17 protein-coding genes are annotated in these 21,056 nt (G+C 41.4%); 11 read left to right on the top strand and 6 right to left on the bottom strand.

The annotated features are described in order from the left end of the window. Window positions 1-154 precede the first annotated feature (154 nt). The gene (gene thiL, locus DWA30_RS06880; RefSeq protein ID WP_114491799.1) at window positions 155-1,210 is read left to right on the top strand and encodes a thiamine-phosphate kinase; all 1,056 of its coding nucleotides are present in this window, start codon (window positions 155-157) and stop codon (window positions 1,208-1,210) included. A gap of 3 nt (window positions 1,211-1,213) precedes the next feature. Here thiL and DWA30_RS06875 read toward each other — a convergent pair whose 3' ends face one another. After that, window positions 1,214-1,459, bottom strand: coding sequence for a DUF1660 family phage protein (locus tag DWA30_RS06875; RefSeq protein WP_114491798.1), 246 nt, complete (start codon window positions 1,457-1,459; stop codon window positions 1,214-1,216). 67 nt (window positions 1,460-1,526) lie between these two features. Next, a complete protein-coding gene (locus tag DWA30_RS06870; protein ID WP_114491797.1) occupies window positions 1,527-2,297 on the bottom strand; it encodes an alpha/beta fold hydrolase in 771 nt (256 codons plus the stop codon). A 31-nt stretch (window positions 2,298-2,328) separates the two neighbouring features. On the opposite strand from DWA30_RS06870, the gene brnQ reads away from it, so the two are divergent. Continuing rightward, window positions 2,329-3,615, top strand: a complete 1,287-nt coding sequence (gene brnQ, locus DWA30_RS06865) for a branched-chain amino acid transport system II carrier protein (protein WP_114491796.1) — start codon at window positions 2,329-2,331, stop codon at window positions 3,613-3,615. Between the two features lie 193 nt (window positions 3,616-3,808). Here the strand turns inward: brnQ and DWA30_RS06860 are convergent, their stop codons facing one another. After that, window positions 3,809-5,110, bottom strand: a complete 1,302-nt coding sequence (locus DWA30_RS06860) for an aminopeptidase P family protein (RefSeq protein ID WP_114491795.1) — start codon at window positions 5,108-5,110, stop codon at window positions 3,809-3,811. A 189-nt stretch (window positions 5,111-5,299) separates the two neighbouring features. On the opposite strand from DWA30_RS06860, the gene DWA30_RS06855 reads away from it, so the two are divergent. From DWA30_RS06855 to DWA30_RS06840, 4 genes are all read left to right on the top strand, one after another. Further along, the gene (locus tag DWA30_RS06855) at window positions 5,300-8,140 is read left to right on the top strand and encodes a VPS10 domain-containing protein (RefSeq protein ID WP_114491794.1); all 2,841 of its coding nucleotides are present in this window, start codon (window positions 5,300-5,302) and stop codon (window positions 8,138-8,140) included. 99 nt (window positions 8,141-8,239) lie between these two features. Next, window positions 8,240-8,905, top strand: a complete 666-nt coding sequence (locus tag DWA30_RS06850; RefSeq protein WP_210725395.1) for a succinate dehydrogenase cytochrome b subunit — start codon at window positions 8,240-8,242, stop codon at window positions 8,903-8,905. A gap of 10 nt (window positions 8,906-8,915) precedes the next feature. After that, a complete protein-coding gene (locus tag DWA30_RS06845; protein WP_114491793.1) occupies window positions 8,916-10,919 on the top strand; it encodes a fumarate reductase/succinate dehydrogenase flavoprotein subunit in 2,004 nt (667 codons plus the stop codon). 18 nt (window positions 10,920-10,937) lie between these two features. After that, complete coding sequence (locus DWA30_RS06840) at window positions 10,938-11,684, top strand: succinate dehydrogenase/fumarate reductase iron-sulfur subunit (protein ID WP_114491792.1); 747 nt, start codon at window positions 10,938-10,940, stop codon at window positions 11,682-11,684. A gap of 5 nt (window positions 11,685-11,689) precedes the next feature. Here DWA30_RS06840 and DWA30_RS06835 read toward each other — a convergent pair whose 3' ends face one another. Further along, a complete protein-coding gene (locus tag DWA30_RS06835; protein ID WP_114491791.1) occupies window positions 11,690-13,939 on the bottom strand; it encodes a response regulator in 2,250 nt (749 codons plus the stop codon). A gap of 90 nt (window positions 13,940-14,029) precedes the next feature. On the opposite strand from DWA30_RS06835, the gene DWA30_RS06830 reads away from it, so the two are divergent. The 3 genes from DWA30_RS06830 to DWA30_RS06820 all read left to right on the top strand — a co-directional run bounded on the left by DWA30_RS06830 (window position 14,030) and on the right by DWA30_RS06820 (window position 16,533). Beyond that, the gene (locus DWA30_RS06830) at window positions 14,030-15,169 is read left to right on the top strand and encodes a methionine aminotransferase (RefSeq protein ID WP_114491790.1); all 1,140 of its coding nucleotides are present in this window, start codon (window positions 14,030-14,032) and stop codon (window positions 15,167-15,169) included. Window positions 15,170-15,277: 108 nt separating this feature from the next. Then, window positions 15,278-15,757, top strand: coding sequence for an ankyrin repeat domain-containing protein (locus DWA30_RS06825; protein WP_114491789.1), 480 nt, complete (start codon window positions 15,278-15,280; stop codon window positions 15,755-15,757). Next, on the top strand, window positions 15,754-16,533 hold the full coding sequence (locus tag DWA30_RS06820; RefSeq protein ID WP_114491788.1) for an amidohydrolase: 780 nt from the start codon (window positions 15,754-15,756) through the stop codon (window positions 16,531-16,533). The genes DWA30_RS06825 and DWA30_RS06820 overlap by 4 nt, the downstream gene beginning before the upstream one ends. Here DWA30_RS06820 and DWA30_RS06815 read toward each other — a convergent pair. Next, window positions 16,520-18,160: an Ig-like domain-containing domain gene (locus DWA30_RS06815; protein ID WP_168421750.1), complete on the bottom strand. Its 1,641-nt coding sequence runs from the start codon at window positions 18,158-18,160 to the stop codon at window positions 16,520-16,522. The two genes, DWA30_RS06820 and DWA30_RS06815, sit on opposite strands and share 14 nt — an antisense overlap. A 17-nt stretch (window positions 18,161-18,177) precedes the next feature. Continuing rightward, window positions 18,178-18,708 carry a ComF family protein gene (locus DWA30_RS06810; protein ID WP_317048341.1) on the bottom strand — a complete coding sequence of 177 codons (531 nt, stop codon included), beginning with the start codon at window positions 18,706-18,708 and terminating at the stop codon, window positions 18,178-18,180. 219 nt (window positions 18,709-18,927) lie between these two features. On the opposite strand from DWA30_RS06810, the gene DWA30_RS06805 reads away from it, so the two are divergent. Together DWA30_RS06805 and DWA30_RS06800 are read left to right on the top strand one after the other, a co-directional pair. Then, a complete protein-coding gene (locus DWA30_RS06805) occupies window positions 18,928-19,809 on the top strand; it encodes a DUF8428 domain-containing protein (RefSeq protein ID WP_114491785.1) in 882 nt (293 codons plus the stop codon). A gap of 66 nt (window positions 19,810-19,875) precedes the next feature. After that, window positions 19,876-21,056: glycine--tRNA ligase (locus DWA30_RS06800; protein WP_114491784.1), on the top strand; the 1,181-nt coding region annotated here is incomplete at its 3' end.

The raw sequence follows: 21,056 nt of genomic DNA, 5'->3' as shown, positions 1-21,056 counted from the left end.
TGAACTTAGGTATGGCCAACTTGAATTTTTATGGGTAAACGTAGAATTTTCAGATTTATTCGAAGTTGCATTCACTTCTTTTAAGATATACTTATAATCCATACCTTATTTAATAACGAACCCGTATTTTTGCAATTCCTAAAGAGAATAGTACATGCTTGAAAACAAAGACAGCGGTAAAACGAGTATTTCCCAATTAGGGGAATTCGGACTCATTGACCATCTAACAAAGAATTTTACAATAACACAAAAATCTACCGTAAAAGGTATTGGTGATGATGCGGCGGTTATTGCTTCGGAAAGTGATAAGCAACTCGTCGTAACCACCGATCTACTTTTAGAAGGAGTTCATTTCGACCTTAGCTACATGCCATTAAAGCATCTTGGCTATAAAGCTGTAATGGTAAATCTATCCGATGTGTATGCCATGAACGCAACTGCAACACAAATAACGGTGTCAATCGCAGTGTCTAATCGTTTTCCGGTGGAAGCACTGGAAGAGCTGTATGCAGGTATCGAAACAGCTGCAAAGATCTATGATATCGATGTGGTAGGTGGCGATACAACCTCATCGACCACCGGATTGATTATAAGTATTACCGCTATTGGACAGGCGGCAAAAGAGGACATTGTATATAGAGATGGTGCAAAAGAAAACGATCTTTTAGTGGTCACCGGAGATCTTGGAGCAGCATATCTTGGACTACAGGTGCTGGAAAGAGAAAAAGAGGTCTTTAAAGTAAACCCCAATTCACAACCCGACCTTGATGCATATACCTATTTAATTGAGCGACAATTAAAACCTGAAGCTCGTAAGGATATTCCTAAATTGCTAGCCGAGTTGAAGGTACGACCCACTTCTATGATCGATATTAGTGACGGACTCTCTTCTGAAATTATTCATATTTGTAAGAGTAGTGATGTAGGCTGTAACTTGTACGAGGATAAGATCCCGTTAGACCCACAAGTAATAAGTACGTGTGAAGAGTTTGAACTTGATAGTACGACCATTGCGCTAAGTGGCGGAGAAGATTATGAGTTGCTCTTTACAATTAGCACAGAAGACTTTCCGAAGATAAAAGGCAATCCACACCTATCGGTAATTGGTCATATAACAGATGTGAAGGAAGGAACTCATTTGATTACAAGAGCGAACACCAAAATTCCTCTTATTGCTCGAGGCTGGAATGCCATGAAGGATGAAGAATAATGCTTAGGCAGATAAGCGTCTTCTCTTTTTCTGAAAAAATTCGGCCAAATTAGTATTTACTTCTTTAATTTTTGAGGTCAGTTCCTCGATCTTACCGCCATTGGCATCGGTAACCTCTCTACCACAATGGGTGCAGCAGTACTCATGAACGTGGTTGGTGACCTTTCTGCTAATAATATAGCGATGTCCAAAGGTCGTGCAAATAAGACTTAATAACGGATTCGTTGTTTTTTGGGGAAGGGATTTCATCGTAATCAGTTTTTTCGTTGGAATAAATATAGAAAAAATTCTGAAATAAATCGACAAAATGCAATATTTATCCGATTAAGTGCAATATTTTAATTGTTTCTTGATAATTTTCTGTTAAACTCATATGACCGCCACTAACTTTTTTCACAGGAGTTTTTGTAAATTTTGCCAGTACTTCGGAAGCTTGAAAAGGAACGATTGGGTCTTCGGTCGCACAGATCATGTATTTTTCACCGGTATAATTCTTTAAAACTAAACTGCGATCCTTACGATCACGCATTCCTCGTATCACTGCAGTTACTCCTTCCGAAGGAAAAGAAAGCGCCTCTCTCTTTAATTGTGCGATCTCCTCGGCAAATTCATTTTGAGAATGCTCCGTAAAAAGATTAGTGATCGCCATACTAATAAATGCTTCCCGATTCGTCTTTATCACTTTTAGTGCACGGTCTCTATTTACTTTACGTTCGGGTGAGTCGGCTGCCGGAGTCGAATTCAGCAAAATAAGTTTTGAAACCAAATTTGGATGCTTTTCGGCCATTGCCAATGCCACGTAGCCACCCATTGAATGCCCAATAACAGCTACCGATTCGAAATCATGCTCTTGCAAAATTCCGAGAACAACCGTTGCCATAAGTTCCATCGAGTGCGTATCTGAAATCACACCACTTTGTCCGTGCCCCGGAAGGTCTATGCTAATGATGGTCCGTTTGTCTTTAAATTCTTCTATGATCGAGCCCCACATGGAGGTGCTTTCTAAGAAGCCATGAAGCAGAACAACTGCAGGTCCGTTGCCACTTATTTCATAAAATATTGGGGTGTTGTCGTAGTGATAAATCATTTTTCTATCTTCGGCAGGCAAATATCTGTTAATGAATTACAGCAAACAAACCTTTCTTACCGCTTTTGCCCTATTCTCACTCTTTTTTGGGGCAGGTAACTTGATCTTGCCACCTTTTTTAGGCTATAATGCAGGAGATTCTTGGATTTGGGTGGCTATCGGATTTGCGTTATCGGCAGTGATCATTCCTATTATGGCGATCTATGGTCACGCACGATTGCAAGGTACCTTATTAGATTTTGCAAAAAAAGTATCACCAAGCTTGGCGTTGGTGTACGCTATTTTAATTTATGCGATTTCCATTTCGTTACCGAGTCCAAGAACGGCTTCGGTTACCTATGAAATGGCGATCCAACCCTATTTCGAGATTTCTTCGCTATGGATTAGTGCAGTCTATTTTTCGTTGGTGTTGGTGTTTGCCTTAAACAGGACGAAGATCATAAGTCTTATCGGGAAATTCTTGACCCCACTAATTATCATTATTCTATTATGTATCATTGGGATTGGAATTTTTTCTGAAACTGAGCCACTACGAGCCTCTATTTTCGATAACGCTTTTACTGAAGGAATACTTGAAGGATATCAAACATTCGATGCCATTGGAGGTGTCGTTGTTGGTGGCGTAATAGTTATCTCATTAGCCTTACAAGGTAAATACAATTACGAGGAAAAAAAGAAGATGATCGCAAAGGCAGGATTGCTCGCCGGACTTGGGTTGTTTTTAATTTATAGCGGATTAATTGCTCTTGGCGCTATGCATAGTGCCGATGCCGAAATTATAAATCGAACGCAGCTATTAACCTTCTTAAGTTCGGAAACGTTAGGAAATATAGGAACCGCTTTCTTAGCCGTTTTGGTGGCATTAGCCTGCTTTACCACCGCCGTTGGAATTGTCACGGGTACAGCCGATTTTGTAAAAGGACTGGCCGGGAATTCCATTATAGCCTATCGCATCACAGCATTTATTGGATGTTTGATCGGTGTGGCTGTAGGGCAATTCAATGTTGGTTATATAATCGATATTGCACTACCGGCACTAATGTTTATTTATCCAATTACCATTGTTCTTATTCTCCTGAATATAACGCCGTCCAAATGGGCATCGGTCACCGTATTTCGTGTGGTTGTGGCAACCACATTCGTGTTTAGTATACCCGATTTTCTTCAGTTTTTTGTTGCTGAAGGAGCCTTAGATTCTATAACGACATACATCCCCTTGTCCAATTCGAGTATGGGGTGGGTACTTCCAGCTACGGTGGCATTTGTACTTACAAATTTGGTGCGTAAGACGAAAGATCCTTCGCTTCGCTCCGGATGACAGTCCTATGTCATTTCGAACGCAGTGAGAAATCTCACGGTCTAGATCCTTCGCTTCGCTCTGGATGACAGTCCTATGTCATTTCGAACGCAGTGAGAAATCTCACGGTCTAGATCCTTCGCTTCGCTCTGAATGACAGTCCTATGTCGTTTCGAACGCAGTGAGAAATCTCTTCGGCCACGCCCTAGAGACATTACGTATCTTTCGACTGCATGATCTCTTCGATCTCTTCTGCTTCAATAGGAATGTTGCGCATAAGATTAAAAGGAGCCCCATTTTCTTGAATAACTACATCGTCTTCGAGACGAATTCCGAAGCCTTCATCAGGAATGTAGATCCCGGGCTCTACGGTAAATACCATATTCGCTTTCATTGGTTCCCATAAAATCCCGTAATCGTGTGTATCTAATCCAATGTGGTGTGAGGTACCATGCATAAAATACTTTTTATACGCAGGCCAGTCCGGATCTTCATTTTGCACATCTGCTTTATCCAGCAGACCCAAACCGAGTAATTCGGAGGTCATTAATTTTCCAACTTCCACATGATATTCTTTCCAAAGTGTACCGGGAACCAACATTTTTGTGGCATCATTTTTCACGCGATTTACTGCATCGTACACTTGACGTTGTCTATCGGTGAATCTGCCACTTACTGGGATCGTTCTAGACATATCACTACTGTAATTAGCGTATTCGGCACCAACGTCCATCAGTATAAGGTCACCTGCTTTACATTCTTGATTGTTCTCAATGTAATGCAAAACATTGGCGTTATTTCCACTAGCGATTATTGGTGTATAAGCGAAGCCTCGCGAGCGATTCCGAAGAAATTCATGCATATACTCCGCTTCGATCTCGTGTTCCCAAACTCCAGGTCTTACGAAATCAAGTACGCGTCTAAAACCTTTTTCGGTAATAGTACACGCTTGCTGCATGACATCAATTTCAATAGGGTCCTTAACCGATCGCAACCGTTGGAGTATCGGATTGCTTTTTGCCCAACTATGAGCAGGAAATTTGGCTTTGGTCCGTTTTATAAAACGATCTTCCCGTGTTTCGGTCTCTACCGCTTGGCGGTAGTGTTCGTTCGTATTAAAATAGATAGTCTCGGCTTGTGTCATCAACTCGAAGAACACCTTGTCGAATTCTTTTAACCAATAGACGGTTTTAATTCCGCTTACTTCAAGGGCTCGTTCCTTCGTGAGCTTTTCACCTTCCCAAACGGCAATATGTTCGTTGGTCTCTTTTAGAAATAGTACTTCGCGATGTTTCGCTTCCGGGGCATCTGGAAAAAGCACTAAAATGCTTTCTTCTTGGTCTACACCACTTAGATAAAAGAGGTCTCTCGCTTGTTGAAACGGCACGGTGCTGTCTGCGCCTACCGGATATATGTCATTGCTATTGAAAGCAGCAAGACTTTTCGGCTTCATTTGTGCCATAAAATTCTTGCGATTCTTAGTAAATAATTTGCTGTCTATTGGGTGGTATTTCATGGTTTTTTCTGAATTTTTTCAAAAATACGGGAATTTACTATCGTATTAAAATTTATAGCTTATAGTTCGTGTTATGTTGTTTGCTTCGGAAGAAGTCTAAGGTAGTTAGCCAACTCATGCTCCATGTTTTGAATTAATTTCTTGTGCAACCCGCCACATTTCTGTAATTTCCACCTTCAAATTTTATCTATGAAAAATCTCCTATTTGCCGCGCTCACATTACTAAGCTTATTGGTTACGGCGCAACAACCTGCAACTCCTGTTTCAGTTATTGACAATGCCCTTCAGCAAAAAGAAAAAATGGCCGAGATCTCCTTGGTCAAGAACCTTCCTTTTGTAAATATTGGTCCTTCCGTTATGAGCGGACGTGTTACTGCACTCGCCGTTAATGAGAAGAATCCTATCGAGTTTTACGTAGGCTACGCCACTGGCGGGGTTTGGTATACCAACAACAATGGTACTAGTTTTACGCCAATCCTAGATAATTCGGCTACACAGAATGTTGGAAGTTTAGCGGTCGACTGGAATAATGGAACCATTTGGGTGGGAACCGGAGAAGTGAATGCATCTCGTTCCTCTTATGCCGGTATTGGACTCTTGCGCTCACAAGACCAAGGTAAAACTTGGGAGAACATGGGACTTAAAGATTCACACCATATTAGTAGTATTTTAATTAATCCGGAGAATTCAAGCGAGATAGTCGTGGGTGCCTTAGGACATTTATATTCTACCAACAGTGAGCGTGGTGTATATAAGTCTATGGACGGAGGAAAAACGTGGAATCGAACCCTATTCGTTAACCAACAAACCGGAATTATAGAGATCGCACAAGATCCAAATAATTTTGAGCTCATGTACGCCGCTGCTTGGGATAAAGATCGTAAGGCATGGAATTTCAGAGGAGACGGTGCCGGGAGCGCGATCTATAAAAGTACCGATGCAGGTTCCACCTGGACCAAAGTATCTGTGCCCGGAAGTGGCTTCCCTACCGGAGAAGGGACCGGTCGTATTGGATTGGCTGTGTATGATGCCAATACCGTATATGCGATTCACGACAATCAAAATAGGCGTGATGCCGAGAAGGAAGACGCTGCCTCCACTACTTTAACAAAGGAAAATTTTAAGGTGATGACCTCCTCACAATTTCTTGCGCTCGACAACGATAAATTAAAGCAGTTTTTGCGCGAAAACGGATTTCAAGAGAAATACCGTCCGGAGAATGTAAAGAATATGGTAAAGAGTGGTGCGGTAAAGCCTATCGATCTTGCCAAGTATCTCGAGGATGCCAACAGCATGTTGTTCGATACACCTGTGATTGGAGCTGAGGTCTATAAAAGTACCGATGGAGGTAAAACTTGGAAGAGAACACACGACGAATATTTAGATGGTATTTATTATTCGTATGGGTATTACTTCGGAAAGATCCATGTAGACCCAAGCGATAAGGATGGAATCTATATTTATGGAGTTCCTATTCTAAAATCGAAGGATGGCGGAAAGACCTTTAGCTCGATCAGTGCCGAAAATGTGCATGCCGATCACCATGCACTTTGGATCAACCCGAACCGACCGGGACATTTAATAGATGGAAATGACGGTGGGGTAAATATAAGTTATGACGACGGTGAAACGTGGATCAAGAACAATCAGCCGGAAGTAGGACAGTTCTACGCCATTAATGTGGATAACGAAACACCTTATAATGTATACGGTGGTCTACAAGATAACGGAGTTTGGGTAGGACCGCATACCAATAAGGAAAACAGAAGTTGGCATCAAAGCGGTCAATACCCATTCGAATCGATCATGGGGGGCGACGGAATGCAAATAGAAATAGACGATCGAAACAGCGACATCGTCTATACCGGATTTCAATTTGGAAACTATTTCCGACTAAATCGAGAGACAGGCACTCAAACCTATATCCAACCCAAGCATGAACTTGGCGAGAGTCCGTATCGTTTTAACTGGCAAACACCAATTTTATTAAGTCCGCATAATCAGGACATCCTCTATTTAGGAGGTAATAAATTGATGCGAAGTCTTAATCAAGGAGACGATTGGGAAGCTATATCGGGCGATCTTACCAAAGGTGGGAAAAAAGGGAATGTAGCCTATGGCACATTAACGTCTATTAGTGAGTCGCCTTTTCAATTCGGATTGTTATATGCCGGAAGTGATGATGGCTTGTTACATGTTTCCCAAAGTGGTGGTGCGAATTGGGTCAATATTTCAAATTCCTTTCCAAAGGATCTATGGGTAAGTCGGGTGATTGCTTCAAAACACAAAAAGGAACGCGTTTATGTAACGTTGAACGGATACCGTTGGGATGATTTTACACCGTACGTTTATATGAGTGATAATTATGGGGCTACTTGGAAGAATATCGGGAATAGCCTTCCGGCCTCGCCTGTAAACGTGATCAAGGAAGACCCTGAGAATGAGAACATATTGTACGTGGGTACCGATAATGGATTGTATATGACTTTCGATAAGGGTGCGAACTGGCAACTTTTTTCTGAAGGCCTTCCTAATGTCGCCATGCACGATCTAGTGATTCAAGAAGAAGCTAAGGACCTTGTAGTAGGAACGCATGGCCGTTCGATTTATATAGCGCATGTTGCATTGCTTCAAAAGATAACACCGGAGACAAGAAACAACGTCCTCATTGCTGATATCGATCCCATTCGAACCTCCAGAAGATGGGGTGACCGTTTTAGTCAATGGAGTGATCCTTACACACCCGAAGAAGAGCTTCAGTTTTACAGTCCGCAAGCGGGAACCGCTACCATTTCTATTCTTTCTGAAGAAGGGGAAACCTTGAACGAATGGAAAATGGATGTCGCTGCCGGAATAAATTTAGAAACGTATGACCTCACTCTTTCAGAAAAAGGAAGAAAGATGTTAGAAAAAAAGGACGATTCCATTTCTAAGGCCGCAAACGGTTCGTATTATCTTCCGAAGGGCACATACACGGTAGAAATTTCTACCAATGGTAAAAAAGCGACCACTTCTATGGAGTTAAAATAAAGGGGTTCAGTCGCTAACCAATAAAACAAATAATAATGTTTGGCTAAAAGTACTTTCAGCCGTATTTTTGTAGTCAATTCTAAAGAAAACACATCCATAATGGGAATTACATCCTCTACTATTGCCAGAAAAGTTACCATGGCGCTTTCTGGTCTGTTTCTTGTTTTTTTTCTTGCACAACACTTTACGATCAATGTTACTGCTACTATAGATCCAGACACTTTTAATAGTTGGTCGCATTTTATGGGAACCAATATTGTTGTGCAATACTTACTACAACCGGTACTAATACTTGGTGTGATACTCCATTTCGTGATGGGGATCATTATTGAGTTGAGAAACAATCGAGCCCGTGTAAAAAGTTACAAATCCTATAAAGGGAATGAGAATTCTACTTGGGCGTCGCGAAATATGATCATTTCCGGTGCAGTGATCTTAGCCTTTTTAGGCTTGCATTTCTATGATTTTTGGATCCCTGAAATGATCCACAAATACATCGAATCGAATCCGGATGACCCTACGCGTTATTATGCCGAAACTGTGCATAAGTTTGAAGATCCAATTCGTGTTGGGTTATATGTACTTTCATTTGTTTTATTGATGTTTCATTTGTGGCACGGATTCGCATCTTCGTTTCAAACAATGGGTTGGAACAATAAATACGCCAAGGCGGTAAAAGGATTTACCAAGGTATACGCTATTGCCATCCCGTTAGGATTTATCTTTATCGCGATTTATCTACATTTTAATCAAATTCCTCACTAAAAGAACAGCTATGTCAATATTAGATTCTAAAGCACCCAAAGGACCCTTAGCTGATAAGTGGACAAAACATAAGAACGAGATCGATCTCGTAAATCCGGCCAACAAACGTAACATCGATGTGATCGTTGTAGGTACCGGACTAGCAGGTGGAAGTGCTGCTGCAACCTTAGCCGAGCTGGGCTATAACGTAAAAACATTCTGCTATCAAGATTCTCCTAGACGTGCGCACTCTATCGCCGCACAAGGTGGAATCAACGCAGCCAAGAATTATCAAGGAGATGGAGATTCTGTCTATCGGTTGTTTTATGATACAGTAAAAGGGGGAGATTACCGCTCTCGCGAAAGTAATGTATACCGTCTTGCAGAAGTATCGGCCAATATTATTGACCAATGTGTCGCTCAAGGGGTACCCTTTGCTCGAGAATATGGCGGATTATTAGACAATCGCTCTTTTGGTGGTGTGCTTGTATCTCGAACTTTCTACGCTAAAGGACAAACGGGACAACAGTTATTGCTAGGTGCTTATTCGGCAATGAACCGACAAATTAATCGTGGTAAGATCCAGCCTTATAACCGGCATGAGATGTTAGACCTAGTGCTTGTGGATGGGAAAGCAAGAGGAATTATTGCACGTGATCTTGTAACCGGAAAGATAGAGCGACATGCAGCTCATGCAGTAGTGATCGCATCCGGCGGATACGGGAATGTGTTCTACCTGTCGACCAATGCCATGGGAAGTAATGTCACGGCCTCTTGGAAGATCCATAAGCGTGGAGCTTATTTTGCAAATCCGTGTTACACACAAATACACCCAACTTGTATTCCGGTTTCGGGAGACCATCAGTCTAAATTGACTCTGATGTCTGAATCACTTCGGAATGACGGTAGGATTTGGGTTCCGAAGAAAAAAGAAGATGCAGAGGCCATACGTAAAGGTGAACTAAAACCAACCGCACTTTCCGAAGAAGAAAGAGATTACTATCTGGAGCGTAGGTATCCTTCCTTCGGAAACTTGGTGCCACGCGATGTTGCTTCACGAGCAGCAAAAGAGCGTTGTGATGCCGGATTTGGAGTAAACAAGACGGGAGAAGCAGTTTTCTTAGACTTTGCCTCGGCAATTATGCGTTATGGTAAGGAGCAAGCAGCGATCGAAAAGATCGAGAATCCTTCCGAAGCAACCATCAAAGAATTAGGAAAAAAAGCCGTTGAAAATAAATACGGGAACCTTTTCCAGATGTACGAACAGATCGTAGATGAGAATCCGTATGAGACCCCAATGAAGATCTATCCGGCCGTACATTATACCATGGGAGGTGTATGGGTAGATTACAATTTACAGTCTACCATCCCGGGCTGTTATGTTACCGGAGAGGCAAACTTTAGCGATCACGGTGCTAACCGATTGGGAGCTTCTGCCTTGATGCAAGGATTGGCAGATGGTTATTTCGTCTTGCCATACACCATTGGTGATTATTTGGCACAAGACATTCGAACCGGAAAGATCTCTACAGAGCAATCTGAATTTGAAGAAGCCGAAAAACAAGTTAGAGAGCGTCTCGAAAAGTTGGCCAATAACAATGGAAGCAAGTCGGTAGACCACTTCCACAAACGACTCGGTAAGATCATGTGGGATAAGGTTGGAATGTCCCGAAATGCGAAAGGTCTTAAAGAAGCGATTACCGAGATAAAAGCGCTGAGAGAAGAATTTTGGCAAGACGTGCGTGTTCCGGGTGGTATGGATGAAATGAATCAGGAACTCGAAAAAGCCGGACGTGTAGCCGACTTCTTGGAATTAGGAGAATTGTTCGCTAAAGATGCTTTACACCGTGAAGAAAGTTGTGGTGGTCACTTTAGAGAGGAGTACCAAACAGAAGAAGGGGAAGCCAAACGTGATGACGAGAATTTTATGTACGTAGCTGCATGGGAATACAAAGGGGAACCGGCCGATGCGGTATTGCACAAAGAAGCTTTGGATTACGAGAATATTGAAGTAAAGACTAGAAGTTATAAATAAAATATAAAGCTGAATACTATGAAGCTTACATTAAAAATATGGCGACAGAAGAACGCTGATGCCAAAGGAAGTCTACAAACGTATAATGTAGACGATGTAGATGGCGATATGTCTTTTTTAGAGATGTTGGATGTTCTAAATGCCGATCTAATCGATAAAGGGGAAGAACCGGTTGAATTTGACCACGACTGTCGCGAAGGAATTTGCGGTAGTTGTAACTTACAGATCAACGGTCGCCCACACGGACCCAAGCGCCACATTACAACCTGTCAATTACACATGCGTAGTTTTAACGATGGGGATACGGTTGTGATCGAACCCTTTAGAGCACGCGCTTTTCCGGTTATCAAAGATCTGGTGGTAGATCGCAGCGCGTTCGACCGTATTCAGCAGGCAGGAGGATATATTTCTGTTAATACCTCCGGAAACACCATTGACGCCAACACAATTCCTGTTGAGAAAGAAAATGCCGATGAAGCATTTAATTCTGCTACCTGTATAGGTTGTGGTGCGTGTGTTGCGGCTTGTGTTAACGCTAGTGCAATGCTATTCACCTCGGCTAAAGTGAGTCAGTTTGCCTTATTACCGCAAGGAGAAGTAGAAGCGAGTAGACGTGTTTTAAACATGGTAGAACAAATGGATAAGGAAGGTTTTGGCGGATGTAGTAATACAGGAGCTTGTTATATTGAATGCCCAAAAGATATTTCGTTAGAAAATATTGCTCGTATTAATAGAGAGTACTTAAAAGCGAGTATTTCCGACTAAGATTATTAGCTAACATGCACACTAGGAGCTTCCTTTTTGGAAGCTTCTTTTGTTTCTGAAAGATGTTGTACTAATGTGTGTATAAACGTTTTTACATCGTAGGGTTTTACGATGATACCATCCATGCCACTATCGAAAATTTGCTGACGCATCTCTTCAATTTCTACGGCCGTTAGTGCTAGAATCGGCACGTTGGAATTGAATGTTCTAATTTCCTTGGTCGCTTCGATCCCATTCATTACAGGCATATTAATGTCCATTAAGATCAGGTCGTATTCATGGTCGGTTGCATTATCCACCGCAATTGCTCCGTTTTCTGCTATGGTACATTCGATCTTGTGCTTTTCTAATATTTTTTTTGTCACTGTTTGGTTTATGCGATTGTCTTCAACGATCAATATTTTTTTATTTTTTAGGACCTCGTCGTCAACCAACGAAATAATAGTTTCCTTTTTAGATTCTTCCGCGACTACCTCAAAGTCTAATGAAAAAGAAAATAAGGACCCTTTGCCTTCCTCACTGCTTAAATGAATGTCGGAACCGGAAAGTTTCAATAATTTTTTTACGATAGGCAGCCCAAGTCCGGTGCCTTGATATTTATAACCCCCGGATCCAAGTTGTGAGAATTCTTCAAATATAGTTTCTTGTTTTTCCTTCGGAATGCCAATGCCCGAATCTCGTACATAAAATTTTACCGTTGATTTGGATATACTATTAGCCGTAGTTTCGGCAATTATATATACATGACCGTTCTCGGTAAACTTACACGCATTCCCGATCAAATTCATAAGTATTTGAGATAATTGGACCGAGTTTCCGAAGAGCTGATTCGGAACAGCATCGGAAATATGAATGTGAATCTCATTGTTGTTCTGAATACGCATATACTCGAACGATGCCGCGATCTTCTTTATCAATTCACGAATGTTAAACGTTCCACTCTCACTGCCTAATGTGCTATCATCGATCTTGTTTAATTGCAGGACATCATTAATCAATGCCAATAGATAATCGGCAGAAAACTTCAACGATTTTAGATCTTCTTTATGGGTTTTTAACGAAGGGTCTTCCAGTAAAATAGTACTCAAGCCAATGACACCGTATAAAGGCGTTCGTAACTCATGACTTATAGTGCTAAAAAATTTGGTTTTAGAGCGTGACAAGCGTTCGGTCTCTTCTTTCGCTTCGAGGTACTCTGCATTCTTGATTTTGAGCTCTTGCACCAACACTCTTCGTTTTTTATATGCGATGAAAAGCGTTATCATAAGAAGAAGGAAGCAAGTCGATAATATGATCAAGAAAATATTTAATATCTCATTCTTACTTACACGCTCCTGTTGCAGTGCGCTTTCCAATTCGGCTGCTTTTACATCTTTTTTGTATTCCGAAACTTGAAATCGAGTGGACAAGGCAGCCCGTTCTATCGAAAGTTCGTTTGCCTTGTTCTTTTCGTTATAGGTTTGGAACATTAACAAGGCTTCGAACGCATCTTTATACCGTTCTTGCTTCTGAAGACTTTTATAATAATAGCTATAGGCTTGTTCGAGTTCGTTCATGAGATTTCGACGTTCGGCAACTTCGATGGCCTTCAAAAAGTAAATGTCGGCTGTTTTGTAATCACCTTTTTGGGCATAATACGCTCCTAAGAAATAATCGAGGGCCACAGAAGCTGCCGTGTTCTCTTCAAACCCATTAAGTTTTCTTGCCTTAATAATGTCGGTATATACGGTACGAAAGTCTTCTGCCCGAATGGCTGTGACGATCTTATTGAAATACGCGTCACTTAAACCGGCCGTATCTTTTAATTTGGAGTATAGGTCGATCGAGAGATTGTGTAACTGATTGGCCTTGGTGTATTGCCGCTTCATTACGGTATAGAAATTCGCCAGATCGGAATAGCTTCTTGCAATGGCAGTATCATTCTTTGAAAGCTGCGCAAAGTGCTGCGATTTTTCAAAACTTTCTTTCGCCAATACCGAATCCTCTATAGCCATATAGTCGTAACCCAACAAGCGATATCCTTTATGGATCACAGAAGGATTGGTAGAAGCAAATGCTTCTTTGATGATGGCTAGGTTTTTTTGTACCCTAGGATCAAAAGTTTCGGTATAGATAGAAAGGTCGGTCGTATCTGGATATTGTTGAATCAACACGGATTTCTCAACGCTCTCGGCCCCCAATCCTTTTTCCAATTCTTGTGCCCTACTTGGAAAAAAAACACAAAACATCAAAAAGAAATAGCAATATTTCTTCATGGGTTTTATAGATTTGGATAACTAAGATACGTTTTTTCTCACAACCCGAGACGTTACATCTTGTAAATTAACCACTTAATCGAATTAGCCATGATCACATCCAAACTTCCGAATGTATCAACTTCCATTTTTACTGTTATGAGTAAGATGGCAGCTGCACATAATGCGATCAATTTGTCTCAAGGTTTTCCCAACTTCGAGAGCGACCCGATCCTTATCGATTTGGTGCACGATGCCATGAAGAAAGGGTATAATCAATATGCACCCATGGCTGGTATTAGAGCACTGCGCTCGATCATTTCAGAAAAAGTATCGACGCTACACCATCGAACTTACAATCCCGACACCGAGATTACGGTAACTGCCGGTGCAACACAAGCTATTTTTACCGCCTTGGGCGCATCCATTCATAAAGGTGATGAGGTGATACTTTTTACGCCGGCATACGACTGCTATGCTCCCGCAGTAACATTATTTGGTGGCAAGGTTGTCCCGGTGCAGCTCAAGGCTCCGTTATACCGCCCAGATTGGGATGAAGTAGCCTCTAAGATCAGCACGAGAACTAAGATGATTATGATCAACAGCCCACATAATCCAAGTGGGATGCTTTTTTCTGAAAGTGATATGCGTGCCTTAGAATCGTTGGTCGAGAAGCACGATCTGTTGGTGTTGAGCGATGAAGTGTACGAACATATTGTCTTCGATGGTGAAGAACACCAAAGTGCCGCTCGTTTTGAAGCTTTGGCTAAGCGTACGTTTATTACGGCTTCCTTCGGAAAGACCTTTCACAATACCGGCTGGAAAATGGGATACTGTATTGCTCCTGAAACTCTCATGAAGGAATTTCAAAAAGTTCATGAATACAATGTCTTCTGTGTAAACCATCCCATACAACGAGCATTGGCAACCTATTTGGAAACTCCAGAACATTATATGGGACTAGCATCGCTTTATCAAGAGAAGAGAGATGCTTTTTTGTCGTTGATCAAGGATTCTCGATTTAAGTTCACCCCTTCAAAAGGAACCTATTTTCAGCTATTGGATTTTTCCGAAATTTCTAATGCACCGGATACAGAATTTTCAGAACAACTTACCAAAGAGCACGGTGTAGCGACTATTCCTACTTCCGTTTTCAATGAACACCAGCAGGACTTTAAGCAAATTCGAGTGTGTTTCGCCAAAACACAAGAAACGCTGGAAGCTGCCGCCAAGATTTTTAATTCGATCTAGACATAGGTTAAGTAGGGATTAATAAATAGGTTCTATGGTGGATGTGCTTTAAATTTTGAACGTACGATTGTGTTTTCTACGGGATGATTTTTAATTATCTTTATGCCTATGACAAAGGAAGATCTATTTAATGCGATCCGGGAAGGCGATGCTGCCTCGGTGCAAAAAATTTTAGCAAGTAAGCCCGAGCTTGTAAGCGAAAAAGATGCGCGGGGTTCAACCCCATTATTATTAGCGACCTATTATGGTTCCGAAGCAATTACTACGACCATTCTAAATCACGACCCGCAAGTTGATGCCCAAGATGCTTCAGGTAACACCGCTTTAATGGGCGTTTGTTTTAAAGGATACGAATCTATCGCTGCGTTACTTATAGCGCATAATGCCAGTGTAAACATCACCAATTATAATGGAGCTACTGCTCTTATTTTTGCTGCGACATTTGGACAAACCGGACTTGTTCGCTTATTATTATCGAACGGTGCAAATCCTATGATCAAAGATGCTCGTGGTCACACAGCACTAGAACATGCCAAAATGCAAGGTAACAAAGAAATTGTTAGCATTTTAGAACCTGTATCGCGATGAAAAACGAACTGAATATTACGCTTATACAAGCAGCCTTGGTTTGGGAGAACCCGGAAGCGAACCGCAACCAATTTTCAGAAAAAATAGCGGCGCTTACAACCAAAACAGATCTAATTGTACTTCCGGAAATGTTTACCACGGGTTTTACTATGAATGCCGAAGCCCTAGCTGAAGAAGCAGAAGGGACCACACTAAAATGGATGCAATCTCAAGCATCAACTTACGATACCGCCATTACCGGGAGTGTGATCGTAAAAGAAGGTGAGTCCTATTTTAATAGATTGTATTTTGTATTTCCAACCGGAGACGTTGTTACCTATGATAAGAAACACACTTTTACATTGGCCGGAGAGCATAAAATCTATACCGCCGGAACTAAAAAATTGTTGGTAGACTATAAAGGTTGGAAATTATGTCCTTTGGTGTGTTACGATCTTCGGTTCCCCGTGTGGTCTAGAAACACAGAAGACTATGACGTTCTCTTATACGTGGCCAATTGGCCGGAGAAACGGATTATGGCTTGGGATACCTTGCTGCAAGCGAGGGCAATAGAAAACATGAGTTACTGTATAGGGGTAAACCGTGTTGGAATGGATGGGAATGGTCATTCGTATGTAGGGCATTCGGCTGTGTATGATGTGCTCGGAGAACAAATAAGCACTGCAGAAAACGATGTGGAATTTACACAAACCATTATCTTGGATAAGGAACATATCACGCAACATAGAAAGCACCTACAATTCTTGGTAGATCGCGATCGATTTACTCTAGAATAAAGGTCTCGTTCAAGCTCCAATTGGCACGAACTTCTAAGCTCGTAGGATAATAAACGATCTTTTCGGGTTGGCGGCGTTCTAAAAAATTCCCCGAATCCCAGATTTGATTGGCATTTTCATCGTATACGATTCGTAGAAAATACGTGCCCGGTGCAATATAATCGAACAAGACTTGACGGTTTTCTTTTAGGTATCGTTCTTTTACAACCTCGTAGTTTTTATCCACCAATTGTACAATCACAGGAAGGTTGTTTACATTTTGAAGCGTGAGCGACAAGGTGCCATAATCTGAGGTTGGTTTTGTTCTTAGCTGATAAGACAAGGTGTCATTTGTCATTCCGAAGAAATCTGTAACTGCGCCCGGTAATAATTCTACCTTGTAATTCTGTTCTTCTTGCTTCGGAAAACTAACTGTAATAAGATTATGGGTTGGATCGATCTGTATGCCTGCTGCAACTAAGCTGGTGTCCTTATCGGTAACGATTATTTTTTCTGAATCAAACGTTTCTAGGGGAGTGTTCGCCGAGAGGCGCAAAGTGTCCATAGGAAGCACGGTGCCGGAATTCAATGCTTTAATTTTTAATGAATCGCGATATAGGTCCTGCATACGTACAGCGAGTGTGTCAATGTTGTTGTAATTGGTAGCGGTAAATAATAAGGTGTCTTTTTCTACGGAAGGTTTAAACCAGTAATGAAGCGTATCGGTTTTAATATCACGATAGGTAGTACTCGTAAAATCGTTTGGAACCTGAGTGAGTAAGTCCAACTGAAGCGAATCGATATTCCCCGAATACCCGAATAGTATTTCGTTTTTTGATGTGTGAGAAGGACGTGCCATTTCATAACCTAAGGTTTCCTTGAAAAGTGACATCGTATAGGTGCTATCGGAAGGTAACGAGATGTACTCGGCTACGAAACCGATCTTGTCGCTGGTGGGTTGAAAGATAAAATCGTTGTTCTTATCTTTTAACGCAAGCAGCAGATAGTCCCCGGCTTTAAGATTTGTAAGTTCGAAGGTGTTAGTGCTGTCTTTGGTAACAGTGATATAGGTTGGTTTTTCGCGGTAAATAATCGAATCGGTAAATTGCTCATTTACTTCGTACAACATCACCGTTATTGGTTGCTCGGGCTGCAGTCGTTCTGCGTCTCTTACCCTACCCGAAAGCTGAAGGCTGTCTATATAATCTCCTGTTGAAAACACATATTTAAAATACTCAAATTCGTTGCCCTCATTGTTGTCTACTATACTCTTTCCGAAGTTAAAAGAATAGGTGGTGTTCTCTTTCAGCGTATCCAGGATCTCTATCTTCAATACTTTGGAAGTATTGATTGGGGTGATAATAGGCTGGTATTGCAACGGTGGCGAGATGATGAGGTTTTTCTGCAATTCGTTTAGCTTGATGTATTCGTCAAAATAAATACGAATCTCATTGCTATTGAAATTGGTCGTGTAATTTTCGGGATTACTTCTTACGATAACCGGCGGTATACTATCGCGTTTCCCACCACTCGGTCGGCCTTTCTTCGCACAATCCACAAACGATAATAAAAAAAGAATCGCGATGGGAAGATAGATCAACCGATGCCAAGACGTTCTTTTATGAGAAAAAGCTGTTTTCAAGTTCACAAAAATAGGGAAAGTTTTTATGCAATAGCCATGGTCGCGACACTAAGTTTTACACCTTTAGCTTGCAATAAGTGCGTGGCACATTGCTCTAAGGTTGCCCCTGTTGTAACAATATCGTCTACCAGTAAAATATGTTTGTTGTCAATCTTTTGTTGGCGCGCTAGTGTAAATACCGTTTCAGCTTCAAAGCGAGTAAACCTCTTTTTAAAAACTTGTGAACCGGTCTTTGAGACTTTTAACAATACATCGTCACAATAGGGTACGGCTAGCGCTTTTGCAATTTCCTTTCCGAAGCCTTCTACTTGATTATAGCCCCGTTTTCGCAAGCGTTGTTTATGCAATGGAACCGGAATCACGAGATCGACCGTCGCAAAGGATTCAGAATCTTTAAGTTCGGCACCCAGCCAGGCACCCAAAAAGGAACTAATTTCCTTGCGTCCTTTGTATTTAAGTTGATGTAGCAATTCTTGAGTGCTGCCCCTTTTTTGGAAGAAAAGCAACGAAGTAGCCGCCTCTAAAGGGAATCGACCGTAGAACACATTTTTCATTGCGGGGTTATTGTTCCTGTGGTGACAGGCAAGGGGTAATCCATGCAAGCATTTTGCGCATAAGACAGTTTCGCCCTTAAGCAACACGGTATTGCAACTCACACAGCTTTTTGGGAACAATAGATTTAACATAAATTTAATTTTTTTACCATTTTATAAACGTTTCATCTTGCCAAGCCTTAGTACTTTAGCCAATTAAACCAATGAAATACACTTATTATGAGTACAGAAAACAGTAGCACAAAATTTAAGATTTTAATTGGTGTGCTTTCCGCTTTGCTAATTGCGTTGGCAGTGTACACGTTTACCTTGTATAACGATAGTAAAAGTACGGTAACCGCATTAGAGACACAAAAAGCGGATATAGAAAATGAACTTGAAGAGCTTATTGCAAATTACGATGAGATCATTCAAGATAATGAACTTAAAGACAAAGATTTGTTGGCTGCTCGCGAACGAATTGAAGTGTTATTAGATTCTGTGAAAGATGCAGAAGCAAATGTTGCACTTATTAAGCGATACAAGGCGGAGGTAGGTCGTTTGAAGGAAGAGCGTAAAATGTTGTTTAGACGAGCCGATAGTCTTATTGCTGCTAACGAACGATTGGCGATAGAAAGAGATAGTACGAATGTGGTGCTTAGCGAAACGATCAAGGTAGTGGACTCGGTGAATATGGAAAATGAAGTGATGAGTGAAACTATTAAAAAAGGTTCGGTAGTAAATGCAATAGATCTTCGTGGAGAAGCGGTTATTATTCGCAATAGTGGAAAAATTGTAGATACACGTCGTTCTAGTAGAGCAGACAAGGTGCGTGCTTGTTTTACCCTGGCGCCCAATCCCATTGCGAAGGCAGGAGACCGAACTTTATATGTTCAGGTAATCAATCCTAAGAATAATATCCTCGGAAAGAAAGCCGTCTTAAATTTCGACAATGGAATGCTTAATTATAGTGAATCGACCAATGTATACTACGAAAATGAAGAATTGGATGTATGTGTGCTGGTAGATGCGATCGAAGCAGATCTTATTGAAGGACGCTACGTCATAAATGTTTTTGACGGTCCGAAACAAGTCGCTTCTACGACCATGGAGTTAAAATAATAAAAGCAGTATAAAAAAATGAAATCCGCTACGACGTTATCGTAGCGGATTTTTTATTTTTGCGCTATGGCAAACAACGACGATCAATTTAAGAAAGTAGTATCACATGCGAAAGAGTATGGATATATATTTGGTTCCAGCGAGATTTACGATGGCCTTAGTGCTGTATACGATTACGCTCAAAATGGTGTAGAATTAAAGAAGAACATACGTGATTACTGGTGGCACAGCATGGTGTACATGCACCAAAACATCGTAGGGATAGATGCTGCTATTTTGATGCATCCAACTACTTGGAAGGCCTCTGGGCACGTAGATGCCTTCAACGATCCGTTGATCGATAATAAAGATTCTAAAAAGCGCTATCGCGCCGATGTATTGATCGAAGATTATGCAGAGAAACTAGAACAGAAAGCGCAAAAAGAAATAGCGAAAGCTCGCAAGCGATTTGGAGAAAGTTTTGATGAAGACCAATTCGTATCGACAAATCCTAGAGTAGTGCGATATCTTTCAGAAAAGAAAGAGGTGCTATCACGAATGGCAAGATCGTTGGAAAACGAAGACCTAACCGATGTAAAAGCGTTGATCGAAGAATTGGGCATTGCCGACCCGGTGAGTGGCTCTAAAAACTGGACCGACGTAAAGCAATTTAATTTAATGTTTGGTACCAAGTTGGGCGCATCTGCCGAAAGCGCAACCGATCTTTATCTTCGACCGGAGACCGCCCAAGGGATTTTTGTAAACTTTTTAAATGTACAAAAATCCGGACGTATGAAAATACCGTTTGGGATCGCACAAACCGGAAAAGCTTTTAGAAATGAAATTGTAGCCAGACAATTTATTTTTAGAATGCGTGAATTTGAACAGATGGAGATGCAGTTTTTTGTGCGTCCGGGTGACGAGATGAAATGGTACGAACACTGGAGAGAAACACGCATGAAATGGCACTTATCCTTAGGGATGGGTGAAGAAAACTATCGTTTTCACGATCATGAGAAATTGGCCCATTACGCGAATGCTGCAGCCGACATAGAGTTTAATTTTCCATTCGGTTTTAAAGAGTTGGAAGGAATACATTCAAGAACCGACTTCGATCTTAAGGCACATGAGGAATATTCTGGTAAAAAACTTCAGTTCTTCGATCCGGAACTCAATGAAAGCTACACTCCCTTTGTGGTAGAAACTTCTATTGGCCTTGACCGTATGTTCTTGGCGGTTCTTAGTCATTCGCTACAGGACGAAACGTT

This window comes from Candidatus Ulvibacter alkanivorans (genome assembly GCF_003333325.1).
Classification (GTDB): domain Bacteria; phylum Bacteroidota; class Bacteroidia; order Flavobacteriales; family Flavobacteriaceae; genus Ulvibacter_A; species Ulvibacter_A alkanivorans.
This window is presented reverse-complemented; position numbering and strand designations above follow the sequence as displayed.